21 protein-coding genes are annotated in these 22,283 nt (G+C 66.7%); 5 read left to right on the plus strand and 16 right to left on the minus strand.

Annotated elements, in window-relative coordinates; genetic code table 11:
• Window positions 1–149 precede the first annotated feature (149 nt).
• Window positions 150–1,400 carry a TMEM43 family protein gene (locus O5K39_RS18580; protein ID WP_271145082.1) on the plus strand — a complete coding sequence of 417 codons (1,251 nt, stop codon included), beginning with the start codon at window positions 150–152 and terminating at the stop codon, window positions 1,398–1,400.
• 156 nt (window positions 1,401–1,556) lie between these two features.
• Here O5K39_RS18580 and O5K39_RS18585 read toward each other — a convergent pair whose 3' ends face one another.
• Genes O5K39_RS18585 through O5K39_RS18595 form a run of 3 tightly spaced genes read right to left on the minus strand, consistent with a single transcriptional unit; the run spans window position 1,557 to window position 4,368 of the window.
• Complete coding sequence (locus O5K39_RS18585) at window positions 1,557–2,531, minus strand: hypothetical protein (RefSeq protein ID WP_271145083.1); 975 nt, start codon at window positions 2,529–2,531, stop codon at window positions 1,557–1,559.
• Window positions 2,528–3,211: an iron-containing redox enzyme family protein gene (locus O5K39_RS18590; RefSeq protein ID WP_271145084.1), complete on the minus strand. Its 684-nt coding sequence runs from the start codon at window positions 3,209–3,211 to the stop codon at window positions 2,528–2,530. Before O5K39_RS18590 ends, O5K39_RS18585 begins: the two co-directional genes overlap by 4 nt.
• The gene (locus tag O5K39_RS18595) at window positions 3,211–4,368 is read right to left on the minus strand and encodes a beta-ketoacyl-ACP synthase III (protein ID WP_271145085.1); all 1,158 of its coding nucleotides are present in this window, start codon (window positions 4,366–4,368) and stop codon (window positions 3,211–3,213) included. The genes O5K39_RS18590 and O5K39_RS18595 overlap by 1 nt, the downstream gene beginning before the upstream one ends.
• A 94-nt stretch (window positions 4,369–4,462) precedes the next feature.
• Here O5K39_RS18595 and O5K39_RS18600 point away from each other — a divergent pair, with 94 nt between their 5' ends.
• Window positions 4,463–4,822, plus strand: coding sequence for a DUF393 domain-containing protein (locus O5K39_RS18600; protein ID WP_271145086.1), 360 nt, complete (start codon window positions 4,463–4,465; stop codon window positions 4,820–4,822).
• Between the two features lie 12 nt (window positions 4,823–4,834).
• Here the strand turns inward: O5K39_RS18600 and O5K39_RS18605 are convergent, their stop codons facing one another.
• From O5K39_RS18605 to O5K39_RS18620, 4 genes are all read right to left on the minus strand, one after another.
• Window positions 4,835–7,159 (minus strand): glycoside hydrolase family 3 N-terminal domain-containing protein, encoded by a 2,325-nt coding sequence (locus O5K39_RS18605; protein WP_271145087.1) that lies wholly within the window; start codon window positions 7,157–7,159, stop codon window positions 4,835–4,837.
• A gap of 81 nt (window positions 7,160–7,240) precedes the next feature.
• Window positions 7,241–8,404 carry a glutathionylspermidine synthase family protein gene (locus O5K39_RS18610; protein ID WP_271145088.1) on the minus strand — a complete coding sequence of 388 codons (1,164 nt, stop codon included), beginning with the start codon at window positions 8,402–8,404 and terminating at the stop codon, window positions 7,241–7,243.
• A gap of 173 nt (window positions 8,405–8,577) precedes the next feature.
• A complete protein-coding gene (locus O5K39_RS18615) occupies window positions 8,578–9,321 on the minus strand; it encodes a PspA/IM30 family protein (RefSeq protein ID WP_271145089.1) in 744 nt (247 codons plus the stop codon).
• Between the two features lie 15 nt (window positions 9,322–9,336).
• The gene (locus O5K39_RS18620) at window positions 9,337–10,014 is read right to left on the minus strand and encodes a YjfI family protein (RefSeq protein WP_271145090.1); all 678 of its coding nucleotides are present in this window, start codon (window positions 10,012–10,014) and stop codon (window positions 9,337–9,339) included.
• Window positions 10,015–10,150: 136 nt separating this feature from the next.
• Between O5K39_RS18620 and O5K39_RS18625 the strand changes: the two genes are divergently transcribed.
• From O5K39_RS18625 to O5K39_RS18635, 3 genes are read left to right on the plus strand one after another with little or no spacing between them, the layout of a single operon-like run.
• Window positions 10,151–10,813 carry a YjfK family protein gene (locus O5K39_RS18625; RefSeq protein ID WP_271145091.1) on the plus strand — a complete coding sequence of 221 codons (663 nt, stop codon included), beginning with the start codon at window positions 10,151–10,153 and terminating at the stop codon, window positions 10,811–10,813.
• 15 nt (window positions 10,814–10,828) lie between these two features.
• Window positions 10,829–11,242 carry a DUF350 domain-containing protein gene (locus tag O5K39_RS18630; RefSeq protein ID WP_271145092.1) on the plus strand — a complete coding sequence of 138 codons (414 nt, stop codon included), beginning with the start codon at window positions 10,829–10,831 and terminating at the stop codon, window positions 11,240–11,242.
• 5 nt (window positions 11,243–11,247) lie between these two features.
• Window positions 11,248–11,895 (plus strand): DUF1190 domain-containing protein, encoded by a 648-nt coding sequence (locus O5K39_RS18635; RefSeq protein ID WP_271145093.1) that lies wholly within the window; start codon window positions 11,248–11,250, stop codon window positions 11,893–11,895.
• A 90-nt stretch (window positions 11,896–11,985) separates the two neighbouring features.
• Here O5K39_RS18635 and O5K39_RS18640 read toward each other — a convergent pair whose 3' ends face one another.
• The 9 genes from O5K39_RS18640 to O5K39_RS18680 form a co-directional block, all read right to left on the minus strand.
• Window positions 11,986–12,681, minus strand: coding sequence for a TorF family putative porin (locus tag O5K39_RS18640; protein ID WP_271145094.1), 696 nt, complete (start codon window positions 12,679–12,681; stop codon window positions 11,986–11,988).
• Between the two features lie 127 nt (window positions 12,682–12,808).
• Complete coding sequence (locus tag O5K39_RS18645; RefSeq protein ID WP_271145095.1) at window positions 12,809–14,179, minus strand: ammonium transporter; 1,371 nt, start codon at window positions 14,177–14,179, stop codon at window positions 12,809–12,811.
• 197 nt (window positions 14,180–14,376) lie between these two features.
• A complete protein-coding gene (leuB, locus tag O5K39_RS18650; protein ID WP_271145096.1) occupies window positions 14,377–15,480 on the minus strand; it encodes a 3-isopropylmalate dehydrogenase in 1,104 nt (367 codons plus the stop codon).
• The gene (gene leuD, locus O5K39_RS18655) at window positions 15,480–16,082 is read right to left on the minus strand and encodes a 3-isopropylmalate dehydratase small subunit (protein ID WP_271145097.1); all 603 of its coding nucleotides are present in this window, start codon (window positions 16,080–16,082) and stop codon (window positions 15,480–15,482) included. Before leuD ends, leuB begins: the two co-directional genes overlap by 1 nt.
• A complete protein-coding gene (gene leuC / locus O5K39_RS18660; protein WP_271145098.1) occupies window positions 16,075–17,490 on the minus strand; it encodes a 3-isopropylmalate dehydratase large subunit in 1,416 nt (471 codons plus the stop codon). The genes leuD and leuC overlap by 8 nt, the downstream gene beginning before the upstream one ends.
• A gap of 5 nt (window positions 17,491–17,495) precedes the next feature.
• Window positions 17,496–17,750 (minus strand): ACT domain-containing protein, encoded by a 255-nt coding sequence (locus O5K39_RS18665; protein ID WP_271145099.1) that lies wholly within the window; start codon window positions 17,748–17,750, stop codon window positions 17,496–17,498.
• Window positions 17,747–19,459 carry an acetolactate synthase 2 catalytic subunit gene (gene ilvG / locus O5K39_RS18670; protein ID WP_271145100.1) on the minus strand — a complete coding sequence of 571 codons (1,713 nt, stop codon included), beginning with the start codon at window positions 19,457–19,459 and terminating at the stop codon, window positions 17,747–17,749. Before ilvG ends, O5K39_RS18665 begins: the two co-directional genes overlap by 4 nt.
• A gap of 23 nt (window positions 19,460–19,482) precedes the next feature.
• Window positions 19,483–20,493: a ketol-acid reductoisomerase gene (ilvC, locus tag O5K39_RS18675; protein WP_271145101.1), complete on the minus strand. Its 1,011-nt coding sequence runs from the start codon at window positions 20,491–20,493 to the stop codon at window positions 19,483–19,485.
• Window positions 20,494–20,496: 3 nt separating this feature from the next.
• The gene (locus O5K39_RS18680) at window positions 20,497–22,260 is read right to left on the minus strand and encodes a dihydroxy-acid dehydratase (protein WP_271145102.1); all 1,764 of its coding nucleotides are present in this window, start codon (window positions 22,258–22,260) and stop codon (window positions 20,497–20,499) included.
• Window positions 22,261–22,283 lie beyond the last annotated feature (23 nt).

Below are 22,283 nucleotides of genomic sequence, written 5' to 3' on the forward strand. Positions count from 1 at the left end.
GCCCTCGCCCTCAGAGACAAGTCCCGCGACCCCACCCGCATGGCGCCGGTGTTGCGAGCCGCGCCGCACCGGCATAGTGTCCACGGCAAAGCTTCCTTATCCGACAGGGGGTCGGACGGGGCGATCAGAGTTTCCGGGGGGAAATCACAATGCCTGACAGCGTCACCAGGACGACGAACACCTCATGGTTTTCGCGCGTCGGCTCGGCCTTCGCCGGGGTCCTCGTCGGCGTCGTGCTGATCTTCGTCTGCATCGCCGGCCTGGCCTGGAACGAGGGTCGGGCGGTCAAGACCGAGCGCGGCCTGAAGGAAGGCGCGTCCCTCGTCGTCGACATTCAGGCCAGCCCGATCGACGCCGCCAATGACCAGAAGCTGGTCCACGTCTCCGGCCCGGTCGCCGTGACGGCACCGCTGGAAGACCCCGATTTCGGCGTGACCGCGACGGGCGTGCATCTGTCGCGCCAGGTCGAGATGTACCAATGGCGCGAAAGCTCCAAGTCCGAGACCCGCACCAAGCTGGGCGGCGGCGAGGAGACGGTGACCACCTATACCTATGCCAAGGTCTGGTCCGGCTCGGCCGAGGACTCCAGCGCCTTCGCCGAACCGAACGGCCACGAGAATCCCGAGTTCGCCGTCGAGGGGACCGACATCCTGGCCCAGGATGCGACGCTCGGCGACTTCCGGCTCGACGATGCCGTGGTCGGCCAGATCGGCGGCGAGGCCCCTCTCCGCCTGACCCAGGACAACCTCGAAGCGGTCCAGGCGGCTGTCGGCGACGTCGATCAGTATGTGTCGATCTCACAGGGCAAGATCCTGCTGTCGGCCAACCGGCCGCGCAGCAGCGATGTGGACGACGCCGACGACGCCGCGCCCGTGTCCGAGACCTCCGTGATTCAGGGCAGTCCGACGATCGGCGACATCCGGATTTCCTACGACCTGACCCCTGCCGGCGTGATCTCGATCGTCGGCAAACAGAACGGAGACGGGTTCACCAACTATCGCGCCAGGAACGGCGAGGAGTTCCTGCTGGTTTCGGACGGCGCGGTTCCGGCCGCCGACATGTTCCAGGGGGCCCAGGATGCGAACAAGGTCATCACCTGGATCTTGCGGGTGCTGGGCATGGTGCTGCTGATCGTCGGGTTCGGCCTGATCCTGGCGCCGCTGGGGGTGCTGGCCGACGTCCTGCCGCTGGTGGGGACGATCGTGCGGATGGGGACGGGTCTTGTGGCCTTCGTCCTGGGCTTTAGCATCGGCACGGTGACCATCGCCCTGGCCTGGTTCGCGTTCCGGCCCCTGCTCTCGATCGCCATCCTGGCGGTCGGTGGATTGATCGCGTTCGGAGTCTATCGGCTGGGTCGCGGGCGGAACAGGAAGAAGCTGGCGGAGGGGACGGCGGCGTGATCGTCCTTCTCCCCTTGCGGGAGAAGGTGGCAGCCGAAGGCTGACGGATGAGGGTCATTCGGTTTGTCTGTGAGGGTTTCCCAACGCGATGCGTAGCGATTGGTGTGACCCCTCATCCGGCCCTGCGGGCCACCTTCTCCCGCAAGGGGAGAAGGATCAGGCCAGCGCCGTTTCACCCCCGGTCGGGTTTCTGGGATCCAGCGACAAACCCGCCGCCTGACGCGCCTTCAGAACCCGCAGCCAGCCGTGCATGCCCTCGCAGTCCAGGCCGTGCATCATCAGCCGGTAGCCCGCCTGCAAGGTCGACAGGGTCACCAGAGGGTGGCCGTTCTTGACGAAATTCATGTGGTAGTCGGTGCCCAGGATTCGGGCGATGTAGATGGCAACTGTCTCGTCCAGCTGCAGGCTGTGGGAGGCCCGCATGAAGTCGGCGCGGGGCAGCATCAGGGCGTACAGAGGCGTGTAAAACTCTACCGCCGTCTGGATGTCGATCCGGTTCAGGGGGCCGGTCGGGAAGGTCTGGAACGCCGGTTCGACGTCGGAGATCATGGAGAAATCGACCACCGCCGGCGGGGTCAGTTCTCTGCCTTGCGCCTGCAATCCGATGTTCATCTCGATGATGAAGTTGAAGATGTTCAGGTCGTGCTGGAGGAAGACGTTGTCCTCCAGATCCTTCAGCGCCAGGGGTTTGAGCGGGATGGTCTTGATCGAGCCGGGATCGACGCCGCAGTTGGCCTTCATGAAGGCCAGCAGTTCGGTGCCGATGTGGAAGTGGCGCAGGATCAGGGTGTTGGCCTCGGGCGAACCGAAGATCTGCAATCCCCAGCGGATGGACTTGTGCAGCAGGCCGTTCAGGTTCGGATGACGCGGCGAGATCGCGCGCAGCACCTTCACCACGCAGAAGAACAGGAAGACCAGCGGGCGGCTGACCGGGAACAGCCAGCGCCGCGACCACGACCGGGCGCCCAGCAGCAGGGCTCGCTTGGCCTGGGGATCGATCGGCAGACTGTGATCGAGATAGAGCGCTAGCCAGGGATCGGGATCGGCGGGATCATAGGCGCGGGCGTCGAACGGATCGGCCCGCTCGCGTGGGCCTGAATCGCCGTGAGCGCCACCGTCCGACAGGCTCATGCCATGATCTCCTCGATCTGGAGGGCATAGAGGCGGGCGGTGACACGGGCGCAGGTGACGATGCGTTCGGCGACAGCGGCGTCGGGCAGGACCATCCGCAGCATCGCCTCGAACTCCTGCATGTGCCCGACGTCGTTTTCGCCGTGATACAGCAGGAACCGCACCGCCTCGTCGGGCAGGCCCAGCCGCTCCTGCACCTTCAGTCCCCAGGGCCGGGCCTTGATCGAGCCCAGGCCCTCGATGACGAACATGGCCCCCAGCAGGCCGAACGGGTCGGGCCTGGACGCCTCGTGGAACATCCAGGCCGAGATGGCTTCGGAGCCGACGTTCTTGGGCGCGCCGCGAATGGTCTCCAGCACGCCGCCCGAGGCCACGAAATCGGCTTCCAGCAGACGGAAGTCGCGGTGTTCGGTCACGGCGTGGCGCATCAGGGTCGAGCGCAGTTCCAGATGGGACTCGCCGACGTTGGAGGCGGCCCGGCTCATCCACAACGCCCCGTCCTTCACCTGCTGGCGCAGGTTGATGAGGAAGGCGTGATAGTCGGCGATCTCGAACCGGCCGCGCGTCAGCTTGCGGATCAGGGGGGTGGCTTCCAGCCGCTGCTCGAACTCGGCGAAGACCACGGCGAGCTTGCGCAGGGTGTCGGCGACCGCGTCGTCATGGATCGGTCCATCGGCCATCACACCACCTCCAGCATCATGAACCCCACCATGGCGCGCCCGCTTTCGGGCACGATCAGCAGCACTTTCTCACCGCGTTTCACCCGCCCGCTCTTCATGAACTCGTCCAGCATGACCCAGATCGACGCTGAGCCGACATTGCCCACCGTCGCCAGGTTGGAGAACCATTTCTCCTCCGGGATCATGGCCCTGGTCGATCTCAGGATGGAGACGATCTCATCGCGCAACGACTTCGCCGAATAGTGGCACAGCAGGTGATCGACATCGTCCGGCACGATCCGGCCGTCGTCGACCTTCTTCATCCAGACCCCGATCCAGGCACGGATGACGATCTTGAGCAGGTCGAAGTCCTGAAGCAGGGCGACAGACCCGGAGACGTGGGAGGCCGTCGGCCCGACGTGGCTCCAGGCGGATTTCATGTCGGCACGGTCTGCGAAGGTCGAGCCGGCCCACATGCAGGGATCGAAGGCATGGGCCAGCGACGTCAGGTCGATCCACTCGACCTTCAGCGACAACCCGTCGGGCTTTGGCCGGGGCTCCAGCACCACGGCACCAGCACCGTCCGACAGGGTGAAGCGCAGGAAGTCCGCCTCCATCCGCGCCCGCCCCTTGCCATCAACCAGGGCGGTGCCCTCATAGAACTCGGGCCGGAACCAGCGCGACGAGAACTCGCTGCCCGTGGTGACGGCGACCTCGGCTTCTCCGGCCCGGACCTGGAGCCAGGCACCCTTCATGGCCATCAGGGCGGAGGCGCAGACGGACTGGTAGCTGGCGATTTCGATGGGGCCCATTCCGGGACAGAGGGCGGCGAGCTCGGCGTGGACCGCGCTGGCGTGACCGGGGACGAGATAGTCGCCCTGGGTCGTCGCGGTGGCCAGGTGGTTCAGGTCGCCGACCGACAGACCCGCGTTGTCCAGCGCCGCCCGCGCGGCCTCGGCCGCCATCGAGGCATTAGATTGCAGCACCGTTCCGTCCGGCGCCATCGCATAGTGGCGCGTCTCGACCCCGTTCCAGCGCAGGGCGCGACGGCCGACCGCCGAGGACCGCCCGCCGATACGGCCGATATGGTCCTCCATCGCCTCCACCCCGACCCGCCCGCCCGGCAGGAAGGTGCCGCAGCCGGTGATGTAGACGTCGCGAAGCAGGGCCGAGCTCATCGGCTCAGTCGGCACGGGGAAGACGACGGAAGCAAGGCCCGATCGCGACCTTTCGTCAGCCTTGTCCAGCCTCGCTTCACGCTATGATGCCCCGATGAAAGACCTGATCGTCTGGTTCGACGGCGACTGCCCCCTGTGTCGGCGCGAGATGTCCCTGATGCGCCGGCTGGACCGGCGGGGTGCCATCCGGTTCGTCGATGTGGCGGATGGAACCGGCGTCTGTCCGATTGACCGGGCAGAGCTTCTGGCCCGATTTCACGCTCGCGAGGACGGCCGGATTCTGTCGGGCGCGGCGGCCTTTGCGGCGATGTGGAGGGCCATCCCCCTGCTGCGTCCGTTCGGCCTGCTGGCGCGGCATCGTGGTATCCTTGCCCTGTTCGAGCGCGTCTATCTGCGGTTCCTGCGGCTCCGCCCCCGCCTTCAGGCCTGGGCCCGCCGACTGGAAGGACGCTGAACCGGGCCGGGATCAACGGACCAGGGTGAAACGCGTCGGGGTCCCGACCTGGGCCGACGGTGCCAGCCACAGGTCGAAGGTGCCGGGCTCGACGGTCATCGCGCCAGTCTCGCCGACAAACTCCAGCACGGCGCGGCGCAGGCGGAAGGTGACGGTGGTCGTGGCACCGGGCGCGATCGCGACCTTGCGATAGTTGCGCAGGCGCTGGCCCGGCTGTGTCAGACTGGCGACGCGATCGTGGATATAGAGCTGCACCGTTTCCACGACCGGCACGGTCCCGGCGTTCTGGATGGCCACCGACGCCTCGATCTCGCCGTTCCAGGTCAGGGTGTCCGACGACAGGACGGCGGCCGAATAGCGGACCTCGCCATAGGTCAGTCCGTGGCCGAACGGGTACAGGGCCGTGTTGGTCGTCTCGCGATAGCGGGCGGTATATTCCTCGGACGCCAGGGCCGGGTTGGCAGGGCGGCCCGTGGTCTTGTGGTCGTAGGAGAAAGGCTGCTGGCCCGAGCGGTGCGGGAAGCTGACCGGCAGGCGACCGGACGGCGAATGGGTGCCGAAGACGACGTCGGCGACGCTGTTGCCCATCTCGGACCCCAGGAACCAGGTGACGACGATCCCGGCCGCGTCCTTCACCGCCCCCGACAGTTCCAGCGCCCGGCCGTTGCGCAGCAGGACGACCATGGGCTTGCCGATCTCGGCGACAGCTTGAGCCAGGGCCTGTTGCGCGGGCGGAAGGGTGATCTCGACCCGGGACTGGGCCTCGCCAGAAAACCGGGCGCTTTCGCCGAGCGCGAGCACCACGACATCGGACTGGGCCGCCGCCACCACGGCCGCCGATATGCCACCGGACAGGGCAGCCTCGACCTCGCAACCCTGGGCCACGACCAGGTCCTCAGGACGGCGCATGGCCGCGCGGAACCCGGCTTCCAGAGAAACGCGGTGGCCCTCGTCGCCCCAGATGGTCCAGGGGCCGAAGACGTTATCCACGTCGCTGGCGAACGGTCCGATCAGGGCGATCTTCTGGCCCTCGCGGCGCAGTGGCAGGACGCGGCCCTCGTTCTTCAGCAGGACGATCGACTTGGCCCCCGCCTCGCGCGCCAGGGCGTAGTGTGCGGCCGCGCCCCGCACGACGCGCTCGCGCTCCGGGTCCATGCCGCGATAGGGGTCGTCGAACAGGCCGAGCGCCGCCTTGGTGGCGAGCACCCGCCGCACGGCCTCGTCGACGCGGGCCATCGGCACGTCGCCCGATGCGACCAGCCCCGGGATGTGTTCCAGGTACAGGCCCGACACCATGCTCATGTCGACCCCGGCCAGCAGGGCGATGCGGGCGGCGTCGCGGCCGTCCTCGGCGAAACCGTGGGCGATCAGTTCGCGCTCTGAGGTGTAGTCGGACACGACGAACCCCTTGAAGTCCCATTCGCCGCGCAGGACGTCGGTCAGCATCCGCCGGTTGCCCGAGGTCGGCACGCCGTTCAGGTCGTTGAAGGCGCTCATCACCGACAGGGCACCGGCGTCGATCGCCGACCAGAACGGCGGCAGGAAGACGCCCCGCAGCGTCGCCTCGCTCATGTCGGTGGTGTTGTATTCCATCCCGCCCTGGGCCGCCGAATAGGCGACGAAATGCTTGGGCGTGGCCAGCAGGGCATCGCGGTCGGCCAGGCCCCGCTCGCCCTGGAAGCCGCGCACCCGGGCGGCGGCCAGACGCTGGTTCAGCAGGACGTCCTCGCCTGCCCCCTCGACCACCCGGCCCCAGCGCTGGTCCCGGGCTACATCGACCATGGGGGCATAGGCCTGATGGATGCCCGACACCGCCCCCTCGAGCGCGGCGACCCGGGCGGTGCGATAGGCCAGGTCCTCGTCGAAAGCGGAGGCCTCGGCCAGAGGCACGGGAAACACCGTGGTCATGCCGTGGATGATGTCGGCGGCGAACAGCATCGGGATCTTGAGCCGGGTCTCCTCGACCGTGATCCGCTGGATGCGCCGACCCGCCTCTGCCCCGACGCCGTTGAACAGGGCCCCGCACAGGCCTCGCCGGATCAGGTCGGTGGTCCGGGCCGGGTCACCGAAGGCGTCCAGTGGATTGACGTTGTAGGGCCGGAAGCGGAACGGGTCGGCCAGCAGGTTCAACTGACCGGCCTTTTCGTCGATCGTCATCTGACCGATCAAGGTCTCGATCAGCGCCGCGTGCTCGGCCGAGGATCGCGTTTGCACCGGCCCTGCCTTCGCCCGGGGCGCGGAGAACCAGCTCGCACCCAGGGCGGACAGGACAGCCAGGCTGGACAGGGCGCGACGACGGGACATGGCGTTCGGTGTGTCCGAAAGGGCGGCGGTCATGAAGGGGCTTTCGTGACGGGTCACCCCTTCCCTAACCGGCCAAGCTTGCTCTGTCAGGTCAGGGATCGCTACGCGCGAGGTTCAGTCGCGGATGTAATGCGGCAGGAAGCGCGAGGTGTTGCGCGTGATCCGGCCCCGGTCCTCGCGCAGACCGATGCCCGCCGGCTCGTTTCCGACGACCCAGGAGCCGACGATCACATAGCGGTTGTCGAACTTCGGCGGCGCATGCAGGGCCTGACGAATCCAGGCCCCGTCGCCGTAGCCGCCGTCCAGCACCGACGATTTCCGCCCGTCCTTGACCAGTTCGACATTGGCCCCCTCGCGCGAGAACAGGGGCTTGCGCACATACGATGTGCCCAGCGTCGTGTGCGCCGGGTCGCTCTCGAAATAGGTCTCCAGCAGGTTGGGATGGCCCGCATGCCGTTCCCACAGAAGCGGCAGCATCCCCTTGTTGGACAGGATCGATTTCCACGCCGGCTCCAGCACCGTCACCTCGGCGTCCGGCAACGGCTTGGCGTAGTCGTCGCGCAGCATCTGTTCCCAAGGGTACAGTTTGAACATCGCCCCGATCAGGAAATTCTCGTGGTCGACGAAGCGGCCGTCGGCGTTCAGCCCGATGTCGCCGATCGCGACGAACTGGGGCTCCAGACCGGCCTGGTTGGCGCAGTCCTCCAGGAACCGCACCGTCTGGCGGTCCTCGACGAAATCGGGGTCAGAACTGAAGTGGACGAAGCCTCCATCGGGGAAAATCGCGCGGAATCGCTCGACCAGCTTTTCGTGCAGGCTGTTGAACTGGTCGGCGCCCTGCGGCAGCATCCCCGCCGCGATCTGATCCTCGAGCCACAGCCACTGGAACACGGCTGTTTCATAGACGGACGTGGGCGTGTCGGCGTTGTACTCGTACAGTTTGGCCGGCCCCGTGCCGTCATAGGCGAAGTCGAACCGGCCGTAGAGGCTGGGATCGTTTCGCTTCCAGCTGTCGGCGACATAGTCGCGCATGGCTTCGGGGATATCGAGCTGGGTCATCAGCCGCTCGGACTTTACCGCCTCGTCGACGAGGTCGAGGCACATGGCGTGGAGCTCGGCGGTCGGGGCCTCGATGCCGTCCTCGATCTCGGCCAGGGAGAATTCATAGGCGGCGGCTTCGTCCCAGTAGGTCTGGCCGGAGTCGTGATGCCAGGTGAAGCCGACGGCCTCGGCCTTGTCCTGCCAGCCAGGACGGGGGTCAAGTTTGATGCGTTGCATGGTCCACTTTCTCCTCCCCGACGGCGAAGCCGATGGGGAGGTGGATCGCCGCGCTTGCAGCGAGACGGAGGGGCTGCCGGCCCCACACTCGGTATCGCGCCTGCGGGCAGAGCCCCTCCACCGCTTCGCGGTCCCCCTCCCCGTTCGCCAAGCGGCGAACGGGGAGGAAAGGATTAAGCCGGATCCTTGTCCGCCGGGACGCTGGTCCCGATCTGCGGGGTCACCACTGTGACAGGCGACTGCGTCAGCCGCGCCAGCACGTCGTCGGCCGAGGAATGGCCGGGCAGGATGCCGGCCTCCTTCAGCTTGTGGTCGAGGTCGGCACCGGTGCGGCGGTCCTCGAGCTCCTGGCCGGCCTTGAGCTTCTCTTCCTGCACGGCCTGGCGCTGCTTGATGCGTTGCAGGCTGTCGGCGGCGGAGCCGATGCGCGAGTGGGCGCCGGCCGATTGCAGGGCGACGGAGGTCTGGGCGCGCTGCACCGACTCATTGACCTTGACGATGTCGATCTCGCGCCGGAGCGTTTCGATCTTCTGGTCGGTCGAAGAGATGGCGGTGCGAAGCCGGGCCTCGGCCTCCTTCATGCCCTCGATCTGGGGACCGCGGGTGCCGATCTCGGTCTCGAGCTCGGCGATGCGTCCGGCGACCTCGCGGGCCAGATCGATCTTGCCCTGGGCGACGGCGGCGCGGGCCGAGCTTTCGTACTTGGCGATCTGCTCGCCGAAGCTCTTGAGTTCGTTCTCGGCCATGCGGCGGCGCGCGACCAGGCCGGCGAGGTCGTCGCGGGCCTTGCCTTGCGCATTGTCGGCGTCGCGGATTTCCTGATCCAGGATCTTCAGCGCATTGGCATCGACCACCGACTGACCGGCCTCATGGGCGGTGCCGCGGAACAGGGCGGAGAGTTTGGCGAGCATGGACATTTCTATCTCTCCGGATCAGGCGGCGTCGAAGGTTTCGCGAAGCGACGTGGCGTCGATCGCATTCTCGGCCAGGGTGCGCAATTCGATCAATATGGTCTGAAGCGTCGTCTTGCACGACAGTTCGCCCATCAACTCATAGACGTCCTCGTCCGACACGCTGGTGATGGCGAAGTTGGACAGGGGCACGACGCGCTGGGCCTTCAGCAGGAACTCGTTGAACCGGGCGGCGTCCTTCTGTTCCGAAACGGGCCAGAGCAGGACGGAACAGACGATCTGGGCCCCGCCGACGCTGAGGTAGATCGGCAAGTCGCCGTATTCATGCATGGTGGCGAGCAGCACGGGGTCCGCGCCCTCGACCACGCGCAGGGTCAGTTCGCCCTCGCGGACCAGTGAGGACTCATCCAGCGCCGCCTTGATGGCGGGCACGGTCCAGGCGGTTTCGATCACGGCGTCCATTTGATGGTCAGCTCCAGGGGTGATGGCGTTTGAGGTGGGCGAGCGGCGGCGTTGCACAAGGGCCGGCGAACGCGTCGAGTCGGTGACGATGGCGCGGACGGCAGCGCGAACATCGTCGCGCGTCGCCTGGGGCACCCAAAGTTCCAGCTTGACCATGCCCGCCTCACGGCGTGCCTTTCGCCAGGCCCGGATGCGATCCGAACCGGCCGGCGATGAACTGTCGAGCGCGCTCGTCATCTGTTACATGTAACGCGTAACATGAACGCTTGACAAGAGGGTCGGCCGGGTGGATTTTCAGCCTATGCCCCGGCCGATACAGGTTCGTGATGATCTCAGGCTCGCCGCCCGCGCGGTTCGAGGCTAGAGAACGATCATGTTCAAGCGTCTGTTCGGGTCAAAGCCTGCCGACGAACCCGCCAATCGGCTGGCCACGGTGCGCAACATCACCGTCGGGCGGACGGTGTCGCTGGATCCGCTGGCCTGGCGCAGGCTGGGGGACACGACCCGGTTCACCCTGGATCGCGACGTGCTCGACATCACGGCCCAGGGCCATCTGGAGCTGGAGGGCGGCCAGCACGTCCACCGCTTCTATACCGACGACCATGTGATGCTTCAGGCCATGAGCGACGACGCCGCCGGCCAGGAGAACTATGACTTCACCCTCTTCATCCCCTGGACCTCGGCCTATCCGCCGGGCGAGCGGGAGCGGCGGGTCTGGCGCGATCGGCTGTCGGCACCGGTGTTCCAGGGCGCGGCCGAGGAACTGCCCGACTATCCGCGCTTCTGGTTCTCCGAAAGCGACGCGGTTCAGGCCCCGGTCGATCTGTGGGAGACGATCTGGGACGACCGGACATCGACCACCCCCTATTCGAAGATTTTCCAGACCTGCATGCTCTATGCCCGCGACCTTCCGGACGGGCGCGAGTTGATGCTGGCCCTGGAGATGCAGCCGCAAGGGGCCGACGGTCGGCCCGGCGACATCACCCACGAAACCATGGTCGGCATCCCGCTGGAGATGGCCGAGTTCCGCGCCTGAGGAGGCTAGACTTCAATGTTCGACTGGTTTGCATTCACCAACGGGGCCGCGGCCTTCGTCCTCGCCTTTGCGGCGGCGGGTGTCTTCACCGTGGCCTTCAAGCTGATCTATCAATGGGTCACGCCCTATCATGAACGCGACCTGATCCGGGCCGGCAATACGGCCGCCGCCATTTCGCTGGGCGGGGCCCTGATCGGCTATGTCCTGCCTCTGGCCTCGGCGCTTTCGCACACGGTCAGTTTGCTGGAGTTCGCGGCCTGGGCCCTGCTGGCGGGCGTGATCCAGATCCTGGTCTTCGTGACCATGAGCCGGCTGGCCTTCCGCAACCTGACCACTCGGATCGAGGCCGGTGAGGTCGCGGCGAGCGTCTATCTGGCGTCGATCTCGATCTGCGTCGGCCTGCTCAATGCCGCCTGCATGACGGCCTGATCGCCATGACAGACACGAACAAGCCCCTGCCCGCCTCCGATCCCCGCCCCGAGGCCGGGTCGCGAAACATGCGTCGGATGATGCGGTCCAAGACCCTGCACGTGACGGGTTTGATGGCCACAGCCAGCTTCTCGCTGGCGGCCTGTGGTGCGCCGCAGGTCGCGGCCCCGGTGCCTGCGGCGGATCCGGCCCTGGCCTATACCTCGCTGGAGGAATGCCGCGCCGCCAACGACGTCACCGACGCCGAATGTGCCACGGCCTATAACGTCGCGGACCAGCAGGCCAAGGAGAAGGCACCGCGTTACGCCTCTCAAGCCGAATGCGAAGGCCAGTGGGGGCCCGACCAGTGTCGCCCGCTGAACAACACCGGCGGTGGAAGCTTCTTCGGACCGCTGGCGACCGGCTTCATCATCGGCCAGCTGCTGAACGGCGGCGGCTATCGCGGGGGCGGGCCGCTGTATCGTGACCGGAACGGCAGCTTTTCCAACGGCTACGGCGGCGGTTATCTGAGCCGGGACTATCGCACCGGGCGCACGGTCGCCAATCGCAACGACGTCGATGTGGCGCGGCAAGCCCCCGCCCGGGCCCAGAGCCGCACCACCGTCGTCTCGCGAGGCGGCTTCGGTGGCGGCGGACGCGGCTACGGCGGCTGATTACCAGCTCGAACGGGTCTCCAGACACAAAGACGCCGCCCGTGTCTCACACCACGGGCGGCGTCGAAGTTCAGGCCTGGGAGGATAGGCCTAGAAGACGGCTTTCAGGGTCGCGACGATACGGCCGTCGGTGATCGGAGCGGCCGACAGGTCATAGTCATTGTCGTGATAGCGGACGTCCAGGGCCAGGGGCGTGCCGGCGAAGGCATAGGTGCCGCCGACGTTCCAGGTGACATAGTCGTCCGTTGTCGAGAGCCACTGCTTGCCGACCGCGCTGGTCAGGGTCAGGCCCGAAACCTGCGGCACCGCATAGGCGGCGTTGAACTCGAGGTAGGTTGCCTCGTCGTCCAGACCGAAGAAGTCGGGCGAGAAGTAGACGGCGGCACCGAAGGTGGCGGGGCCGACGGCGCGCGAGGCGGCGGCCTTCAGTTCGACGTAGTCATAGTCCTGGTTGGCGCCGGGAGCGTAGAGGTAGGTCACCACGCCGACGTCATAGGCAAAGCCGGCGGCCTCGCCACGATAACCGCCGTAGACGTCGATCTCGGCGTCGGTGTTGTCGAGGAAGTCGACGTTGGACGCCCAGACACCGGCGTAGAAGCTGCCGACGGTCAGATCGACACCACCCTGGACGGCGGCGCCTTCGTCGGTCTGGCTGATGCCGCGGAACACATAGTCCGAGGCCACCGCGACGTTGGCGGTGACCGAAACGTCCTGGGCCGAGGCGGCGCCGGCCGAGGCCAGCAGGGCGAGTGCGGCGGCGGCCGCGCAGGTGGAGAGAAGCTTCATCTTGATATCCCCTTCGATGACCTTGGTGGTCGTTGGCATGTGATCCGACGGCTCGGGAGAGAGCCAGAACCGCCGGCTAGAGAGATGCGGCCGGATGCGAGTTGAGCCTCGCACCCGGCCCGTGTCGTCAGTGGTCGAGTGACTCACCGTGCAGGACAGTGTCGAGACCTTCGGCTTCCTGAGCTTCCGAAACCCGCAGTCCGGTCGTGAACTTGCAGATGATCAGGATGACCAGGGTACCGACGGCGCTCCAAGCGATGGTCCAGGCCAGGCCGATGGCCTGGGTGCCGATGTTGGCACCTTCCGAAAGACCATTCACCGTGGCGGTGGCGAACACGCCGGTCAGCAAGGCTCCGAGCAGACCGCCGGCACCGTGGATGCCGAAGGCGTCCAGGCTGTCGTCGTAGCGCAGCAGTTTCTTGATCCACACCGAAGAGATGTAGCAGACCGGTCCGGCGATGGCGCCGATGATGACCGCGCCCTTGGGATCGACGAAGCCGGCGGCCGGGGTAATGGCAACCAGACCGGCGACGAGGCCCGAGAGCATGCCGATCAGCGAAGCCTTCTTCTTCTCGATGACCTCGATCAGCTTCCAGGTCAGGGCCGCGGCCATGGCGGCCAGCAGGGTGTTGAGCAGGGCGACCGAAGCGATGCCGTCCGCCGTCCACGCCGAGCCGGCGTTGAAGCCGATCCAGCCCACCAGCAGCAGCGAGGCGCCGATCATGGTCAGGACCGGGTTGTGCGGGTTGATCGGCTCGGTGCCGTAACCCTTACGCGGCCCAAGGAACAGGGCGCAGACCAGACCGGCCACACCCGAGTTGACGTGAACGACCGCGCCGCCGGCGAAGTCCAGCACCCCGGCCGCGCCGAGGAAGCCGCCACCCCAGACCCAGTGGGCGATGGGAGCGTAGACCAGGATGGACCACAGCGCCGTGAACAGCAGCAGGCCAGAATATTTCAGGCGTTCGGCGAAGGCTCCGGTGACCAGGGCGGGCGTGATGATCGCGAAGGTCAGCTGATAGGAAATCCAGAGGAACTCAGGCAGGCCCTTGGCCAGGCTGTGCGCCGTCTCGATGGTCACACCGTTCAGGAAGGCGGCCTGTGTAGAACCGATCACAGAGTTCACCGCCTCGGCCGGGAAGCCGAACATGGCCTGGCCGGTCCCGAATGACAGGCTGTAGCCGATGGCGAACCAGGCCAGGGTGACGACGGCGGAGACGCCGACCGACTGGGTGATGGTGGCGATCACGTTCTTGCGACGCACCATGCCGCCGTAGAACAGGGCCAGACCCGGCAGGGTCATCAGCAGGACCAGAGCGGTGGAAGTCAGGATCCAGGACGACGCCGCCGTGTCCAGTTCCAACGGAACCTGGTGGGCCAGCAGCGTCGGCGCGGGCGCAGCAGCGTCCTGAGCGAAGGCACCGCCCGCATAGAACAGCGCCGCCGTGAGTAGAAGCAGGGCAAGGACGCCCGGTACTCGATTCCAGATCTTAGCCATGTGTGTTGCAGCCCCTATGACAATCTCGCAGATGCGAAACAATCACACGGCGTTGCAAGGATGCAAGAGGCTTTGCCGTACGCTGCGCAACTTTCGTGCAGGCGTCTTATTTTAGCACGCCAGACCTGAATAATATTGCCGCCGATTGTGACCAAGGCGCAGATTCATACCTTGTTCATAAGTGTGCGCCGCAAACCTCAACCCCAGTGCATCTGAACCCTGTGTGAGGCCGCCCAGTGGATGGCCCGGATCGCGTCCAGGATCGCGTCGGTGGCGCCGCGGGTCCCCAGCTCTCCACCCAGGTCCGCTGTGACGGCACCGGCTGCCAGGACAGCGGCCACGGCGGCCTCGATGGAATCGGCCTCGTCCTCCAGCCCGAGGCTGTGGCGCAAGAGCATCGCGGCCGACAGGATGGTGCCGACCGGGTTGGCCAGATCCTGTCCGGCGATGTCCGGCGCCGAGCCGTGGATAGGCTCGAACAGGCCGGGCCCGCTGGTCCCCAGCGACGCGGAGGGCAAGAGGCCGATCGACCCACCCAGCACCGAAATCTCGTCCGACAGGATGTCGCCGAACATATTCTCGGTCAGGATGACGTCATAGTCGCGCGGGCGCTGGATCAGGTGCATGGCCATGGAATCGACCAGGGCGTGCTTCAGCTCGACCCCGGGAAATTCCTCGGCGTGGATCCGGGTCACGACCTCGCGCCACAGGCGGCTGGTCTCCATGACGTTGGCCTTGTCGACCGAGGTGACCTTGCCGCGGCGTTGCTCTGCGATCTTGAAGGCGGCACGGGTGACGCGCTCAATCTCCTCGATCGAATAGGAACAGACGTCGTAGGCGGAGCCGTCGTCCTTCCTGCCCTTTTCGCCGAAATAGACGCCGCCGGTCAGTTCGCGGAAGACGATCAGATCGACGCCTTCGACGATCTCCTTCTTCAGCGGCGAGCGGTGCGCCATGACCGGCGAGACCTGAAGCGGCCGCAGATTGGCGAACAATCCCATGGCCTTGCGGATCGCCAGCAGCCCCTGTTCGGGTCGTTGGGCCTGGCCGTCCCACTTCGGGCCGCCCACGGCGCCCAGCAGCACGCCGTCCGAAGCCAGGCAGGCGTCGATGGTCTCCTGAGGAAGGGGATTCTGCGCCGCATCGATGCCGGCCCCGCCGATCAGGTGTTCGGAGAACCGGAAATCGTGATCATAGAAATCGCCGATCAGCTCCAGCACCGCCTTGGCCGAGGCGGTCACTTCAGGGCCCACGCCGTCGCCGGGCAGCAGGACGATCTTGAAGGTCTTGCGGTTGGGCATCACGCGGGTTCCGTTACGATTTGAGGCTCGTGAGAGCGCTCGAAGGCTTCAATGGCGGGTGTGTGTTTCGACAGCCAGCCCAGGGTATCGACCCCGTCCAGAAGACACTGGCGGGCAAAGGCCTCGACGGCAAACGCGACGGGCGGATGGTTGCCGCGCCGCACCTCGTTGGCTTCCAGATCGACGGTCACCGGCTGTTCGGGATGGGCGACCAGATCGTCCCAGGTCGCCTGGTCAACCACGATCGGCAAGAGGCCGTTCTTGAGCGCGTTGGAGGTGAAGATGTCGGCGATCCCGGTCGAGATCACCGCCCGGAAGCCATAGTCGTACAGGGCCCAGGGCGCATGCTCGCGTGACGAGCCGCAGCCGAAATTGTCCCCGGCGACCAGGATGCGGTGCTCTGTCGGATCGATCCGGTTGAGAACGGCTTCCGGCCGCGCCGTGCCGTCGGTCTCATAGCGCCAGTCGTAGAAGGCCTTGGCCCCCAGGCCGGTCGTCTCGGTCGTGGTCAGGAACCGCGCAGGAATGATCTGGTCGGTGTCGATGTTGGCCTGGGTCAGGACCAGGGTGCGGGAGGTCAGGACCTTGATGGGTTCAGGCATTGACCAGCTCCGACAGATAGACCCGCGGATCGGTCAGCACGCCGGCGATGGCCGAGGCCGCTGCTGTGGCTGGGCTAGCCAGGATGGTGCGCGCGCCCTTGCCCTGACGGCCTTCGAAATTGCGGTTGGAGGTGGAGACGGCCAGCTGGCCCGGCCCCACGTCGTCGCCGTTCATGGCGATGCACATCGAACATCCGGGGATGCGCCATTCGGCCCCGGCGTCGGTGAAGACTGTGTGGAGCCCCTCGGCCTCGGCGTCGCGGCGCACGGCCTCCGAGCCCGGCACCACCAGCATCCGCACGCCCGGCTTGACCTTGCGGCCGCGCAGGACATCGGCGGCCGCGCGCAGGTCGGGCAGGCGACCGTTGGTGCAGGAGCCGATGAAGACGACGTCCACGGGTTGCGTCGTCGTCGTCTGGCCGGCCTCGAAGCCCATATAGGCGATGGCCTTTCGGTCGCTGTCGGACTGGGGTTCCGGGACCTTCGACCCGATCGGCGCGCCGGCGTCCGGCGTCGTGCCCCAGGTGGCCATGGGGCGGATAGCTCCGCCGTCCAGCACGATCTCATGATCGTAGGTCGCGCCCGGATCGCCGGCCAGAGCCAGCCACTCGGCGGCGGCGGCGTCATAGGCCGCGCCTTGCGGAACCTTGGCACGGCCGCGCAGCCAGTCGATGGTCTTCTGGTCAGGAGCTATCATGCCCGCTCGCGCGCCCGCCTCGATCGACATGTTGCACAGGGTCATCCGCCCTTCCATGTCTAAACCGGTCACGGCGCTGCCCGCATATTCGATGACAAAGCCCGTGCCGCCGCCAAAGCCCAGGGCCGCGATCACCGCCAGCGCCACGTCCTTGCCCGACACACCGGGCTGAAGCTCGCCATCGACGGTCACTCGAAGGGTCTTCGATTTCCGCTGCAACAGGCATTGGGTGGCCAGGACATGGCCGACTTCCGACGTGCCGATGCCGAAGGCCAAGGCGCCGAAGGCACCGTGGGTCGCGGTATGGCTGTCACCACAGACCACGGTCATGCCCGGCTGCGTCAGCCCCTGCTCCGGGCCCATGACATGGACGACGCCGCGCGCATCGGAATCCCAACCGGCCAGTTCGACGCCGTGGCGGGCGCAATTCTGTTCCAGCCGCGAGACCTGATCGCGCGCCTCGTCGGTGACATAGGGGCGGACGCCATCGACGGCCGGCAGGGTCGGGGTCGAGTGGTCCAGGGTCGCGAAGGTGCGATCGGGCCGGCGGACCTTCAGGCCCCGGCTCTCGATCTCGCTGAACGCCTGGGGGCTGGTGACCTCGTGGACCAGATGCAGGTCGATATAGAGGACGCCCGGCGTGGCTTCGGTCTCAGGCACGACCAGATGCCGGTCCCATACCTTCTCATACAGAGTCTTCGGCACGCTCATCGAGATCAGGCCGCCTCGGAGCGAAAGGTGGCGTCGTTGGAGATTCTCCGCGCGCCGACCAGACGGTCGATCTGCAGGCCCAGATTGTCGATCGAGCGACCGACGTCGCGGCCGCGCACGGTCAGGGCGACGGCCAGGGCCGAGCCCTCGGGTGCCATGGTCATGGCGTCGATGTGAAAGCCGCGACGCTCCACCAGTCCGATCAGGCGTTGAAGGGCGCCGTCGGCCCGGTCGATCAGGATGTGAACGGTGTCGGTCATCGTGCGCCCTCCAGCATTTCGGCGTTGTTCTTGCCCGGCGGCACCAGCGGCCAGACGTTGTCGTTCGGATCGATGATGACGTGCATCAGGATCGGTCCCTCGGTGGCCAGCAGCCGGTCGATCCCGGCCGAGACCTGATCGCGCGCATCGACGCGGAAGGCCGGGATGCCGAAGGCTTCGGCGACCTTCACGAAGTCGGGGTTGTCGGACAGATCGACCTCGGAGAAATTCCGCTCGAAGAAGAACTCCTGCCACTGGCGCACCATGCCCAGGCGAGAGTTGTCGAGGATGATGATCTTCAGCGGGATCTTGAACCGGTTGACGGTCGCCAGCTCCTGAATGTTCATCATCACCCCGCCGTCACCGGTGATGGTGACGACACAGGCGTCCGGCTCGGCCAGTTTGGCGCCGATCCCGGCGGGCAGGCCGAAACCCATCGAGCCCAGACCGCCCGAGGTGATGTGCGCCTGGGGCCGCGAGAACTCGCAGTATTGCGCGACCCACATCTGGTGCTGGCCGACGTCGCAGGCGGCGATGAAGCTGGGGCCGGCCTTCTGGGACAGTTCGTTCAGCAACTGGGGCGCGAAGACGCCTTCGCCGGGGGCATTGTAGTCGAAGGCGCATGCGATCGCCTTGGCTCGCCACTTGTCGGCCCATTCGGAGACCTCGATCGCCGGGCCGCTGGACAGGCGCGCGTTCAGGGCCTCGATATTCGGCTTCACGTCGCCGGTGACGCCGACCGCGACCTTGCGCAGCTTGCCGATCTCGGACGGGTCGATGTCGAAATGGACGACCCCGGCGTGGGGCGCGAACTCGATCAGCTTGCCGGTGGCGCGGTCGTCGAAACGGGCGCCGATGACGATCAGCAGGTCACTTTCCTGAACCGCCTCGTTGGCGCAGCGGGTGCCGTGCATGCCCAGCATACCCAGGAAATTGTCCTGGCCTGTCGGGATGGTGCCCAGGGCGTTCAGGGTCGAGACCTGGGGGATGCCGGTCATGGCGGCAAAGTCGCGAACGGCCTGGACGGCACCCGAGATCTTCACCCCGCCGCCGATGTACAGAACCGGCTTCTTCGCCGCGCGGATGGCGGCGGCGGCGTCATCGATGACGGCCGCGTCAGCGACGTCGATCGCGTTCGACAGATGGATGCCGCGCGGCGCGTCGGTCATCTCGAACTGGACGTCCTTGGGCAGGTCGATCAGGACCGGCCCCGGACGGCCCGAGCGGGCGATGTGGAAGGCCTCCTCGATCACCGCCGGAATGTCGGCGGCGCTGCGGACCAGATAGGAATGTTTCACGATCGGCAGGGTGACGCCCAGGATGTCGACCTCCTGGAAGGCGTCCATGCCCATGACGCCCTGCGCGACATTGCCGGTGATGCAGACCATGGGAATGGAATCCAGCATGGCGTTGGCGATACCGGTGACCAGGTTGGTCGCCCCAGGCCCCGACGTCGCCATACAGACCCCGACCTTGCCCGACACCCGCGCGTAGGAATCGGCGGCAAAGGCCGCGCCCTGTTCGTGGCGGCACAGGTAGTGGCGAAGCGACGACCCGGCCAGGGCGTCGTAGATCGGCATGATGGCGCCGCCGGGATATCCGAACAGCACCTCTACCCCCAGCTTCTCCAGGGTGGAGACGACGAGGCGCGCACCCGACTGGGGGGCGGTCTCGACTGCGGGTTTGAAGGTGGCGGCGGCGGCGCTCATCAGCTTGCTCTATCGATCCGGTATCAGGCGGCTTCGGCCGTCTTGGGGGCGTGCAGCCAGGCCATGCGTTCGCGCAGGGAAGCCCCGACGACCTCGATCTTCTGGGCGTTGTCCTCGGCGACCAGGGCGTCGTAGTTCGGCTTGCCGGCGTCGTTTTCGGCGATCCATTCGCGGGCGAAGGTGCCGTCCTGGATCTCGGTCAGGATCTGCTTCATCCGGGCCAGGGTCTCGTCATTGATGACGCGAGGGCCCGACTTGACCGAGCCCCACTTGGCGGTCTCGGAGATGAACTCGTTCATCTTGGTGATGCCGCCCTCGTAGAACAGATCGACGATCAGCTTCAGCTCGTGCAGGCATTCGAAATAGGCGATCTCGGGCTGGTAACCGGCCTCGACCAGGGTGTTGAATCCGCCCATGACCAGTTCCTTGGCGCCGCCGCACAGGACGGCCTGTTCGCCGAACAGATCGGTCTCGGTCTCTTCGCGGAAGGTGGTTTCCAGCAGGCCACCGGTCGCGCCGCCGTTGCCCTTGGCATAGCCCATGGCGCGGTCGCGGGCCTTGCCGGTGACGTCCTTCTCGATGGCGAACAGCGAGGGGACGCCGGCGCCCTTCTGATACTCGCGACGGACCAGATCGCCCGGCCCCTTGGGCGCGACCAGGATCACGTCCATGTCCTCGCGCGGCGTGACGCGGCCGTAGATGATCGAGAATCCGTGAGCGAACAACAGGGCCGAGCCCTTCTTGGCGAACGGTTCGATCTGGGTCTTGTAGACCTCGGCCTGGGCCATGTCGGGGGTCAGGATGGCGATGATGTCGGCGTCCTTGACCGCATCGGCGGGCTCGGCGGTGGCCAGGCCGTCGGCCTTGGCGTTCTTCCAGCCCTTGCCGCCCTCGCGGACGCCGACGATGACGTCGTGGCCGCTATCCTTCAGGTTCTGGGCGTGGGCGCGGCCCTGCGAGCCATAGCCGATGATGGCGATCTTCTGGCCGGCGATGACGCCGGGACGGATGTCGTCGTTGGTGTAGATTTTCATGGCTCAGGCTTCCTGGTGGGCTTTGGCTGCGGCCGGAACTTGAGCCGGCGGCGGGTTGGGAATGGTGACGGCGCCCTGCGAGGCCGAGGCGACGCTGGCGCGGTATTTGGCGAAGACGCCGTGGACGGGGGCCATGGCGCGGGGACTGAAACCCGCACGGCGGGTGGCCAGATCGACGTCGACGTCGATGCGGCGGTTGGTGACGTCGATACGGATGCGGTCGCCATCGCGGACTAGGGCGATGGGTCCGCCGACTGCGGCCTCAGGGGAAACGTGCCCGGCGACGAAGCCGTAGCTGGCCCCCGAGAACCGGCCGTCGGTCAGCAGGGCGACGTTGTTGATCCCCCTGCCCTTCAGCGCGGCCGTGACCTGCAACATCTCGCGCATGCCGGGCCCGCCCTTGGGGCCTTCGTAGCGGATGATGATGACGTCCCCCTCGCCGACCGAGCCGTCCTGGACGGCATGGAAGGCGTCTTCTTCCGAATCGAAGACGCAGGCCGGGCCCTCGAAGACATCGACCTTGTGACCCGTCAGCTTGATGACCGCGCCTTCGGGGGCGACGTCGCCATAGATGACGGCATAGGAGCCGCGCTCCATGACCGGGGCGTCCATCGTGGTGACGACGATCTGGCCCGGCGCTTCCTCGGCCTCGGCAGCCTCGGCGAACAGGCTGCGGCCGGTGACGGTGGGGGCGTCCGTGATCTTGCCGGCTTCGGCCAGTCGCTGAGTGACCAGACGCGTGCCACCCGAGGCATACAGGTGCGAGGCCAGAAACCGGCCGCCGGGCTTCAGGTCACAGATGACCGGGGCCTCGACGCAGGCCTGGTGGCAGTCCTCGACGCCGAAATCGACGCCCGCCTCGGCCGCGATGGCGGTCAGGTGCATGACGGCATTGGTCGATCCGCCCGAGGCCGAGACCGCGACGGCGGCGTTCTTCAGCGAGGCACGGGTGATGTATTTGCGGGCGTTGTCGCCGGCGAAGACACGCTCGACGATCAGGCGGCCACAACGTTCACCCTCGGCACCCTTGGCCGGATCGACGGCCGGAACGTCATTGGCGCCCATCGGCGAGATGCCCATGACCGACAGGGCCATGGCCATGGTGTTGGCCGTGAACTGACCGCCACAGGCGCCGGCACCGGGGCAGACGGCGCTCTCGACCGTCTTCAGCCCCGCATCGTCCAGCTTGCCCGCGCCGTGGGCGCCGATGGCCTCGAACACCTCCTGGACCGAGACCTCCTTGGTGGTGCCGTCGATCGCGGGCAGGACGCCCGGCATGATGGTGCCGCCGTAATAGACCAGGCCGGGGATATCCATTCGGGCCAGAGCCATGGCGGCGGCCGGAATGGTCTTGTCGCAGCCGACGATGCAGAGGACGCCGTCCAGCTGATGGCCCTCGACCGCCAGCTCGATCGAATCGGCGATGACCTCTCTGGAGATCAACGAGGCCTTCATGCCCGGCGTCCCCATGGAGATGCCGTCTGTGACCATGACCGTGTTGAAATCGACCGGCCATCCGCCCGCCGCGACGATGCCGGCTCGCACGTCATTGGCCAGCCGGTCCAGGTGCATGTTGCAGGGGGTGATGGTCGACCAGGTGTTGACGATGGCGATCATCGGCTTGTCGAAATCGGCGTCCGTCATGCCGGCGGCGCGCAGATAGGACCGCGCGGCGGCGCGGTTGGGGCCCTGGGTCACGACCGCACTGCGGCGATTGCCGTTCAGCGCGGTCTTGGGGTCGGCGGGTGAAGACGCTTCGGTGGTCACTGGAGGTCTGGTATCCGTATCGA

It is taken from the genome of Brevundimonas sp. NIBR10, assembly GCF_027912515.1.
GTDB lineage: Bacteria > Pseudomonadota > Alphaproteobacteria > Caulobacterales > Caulobacteraceae > Brevundimonas.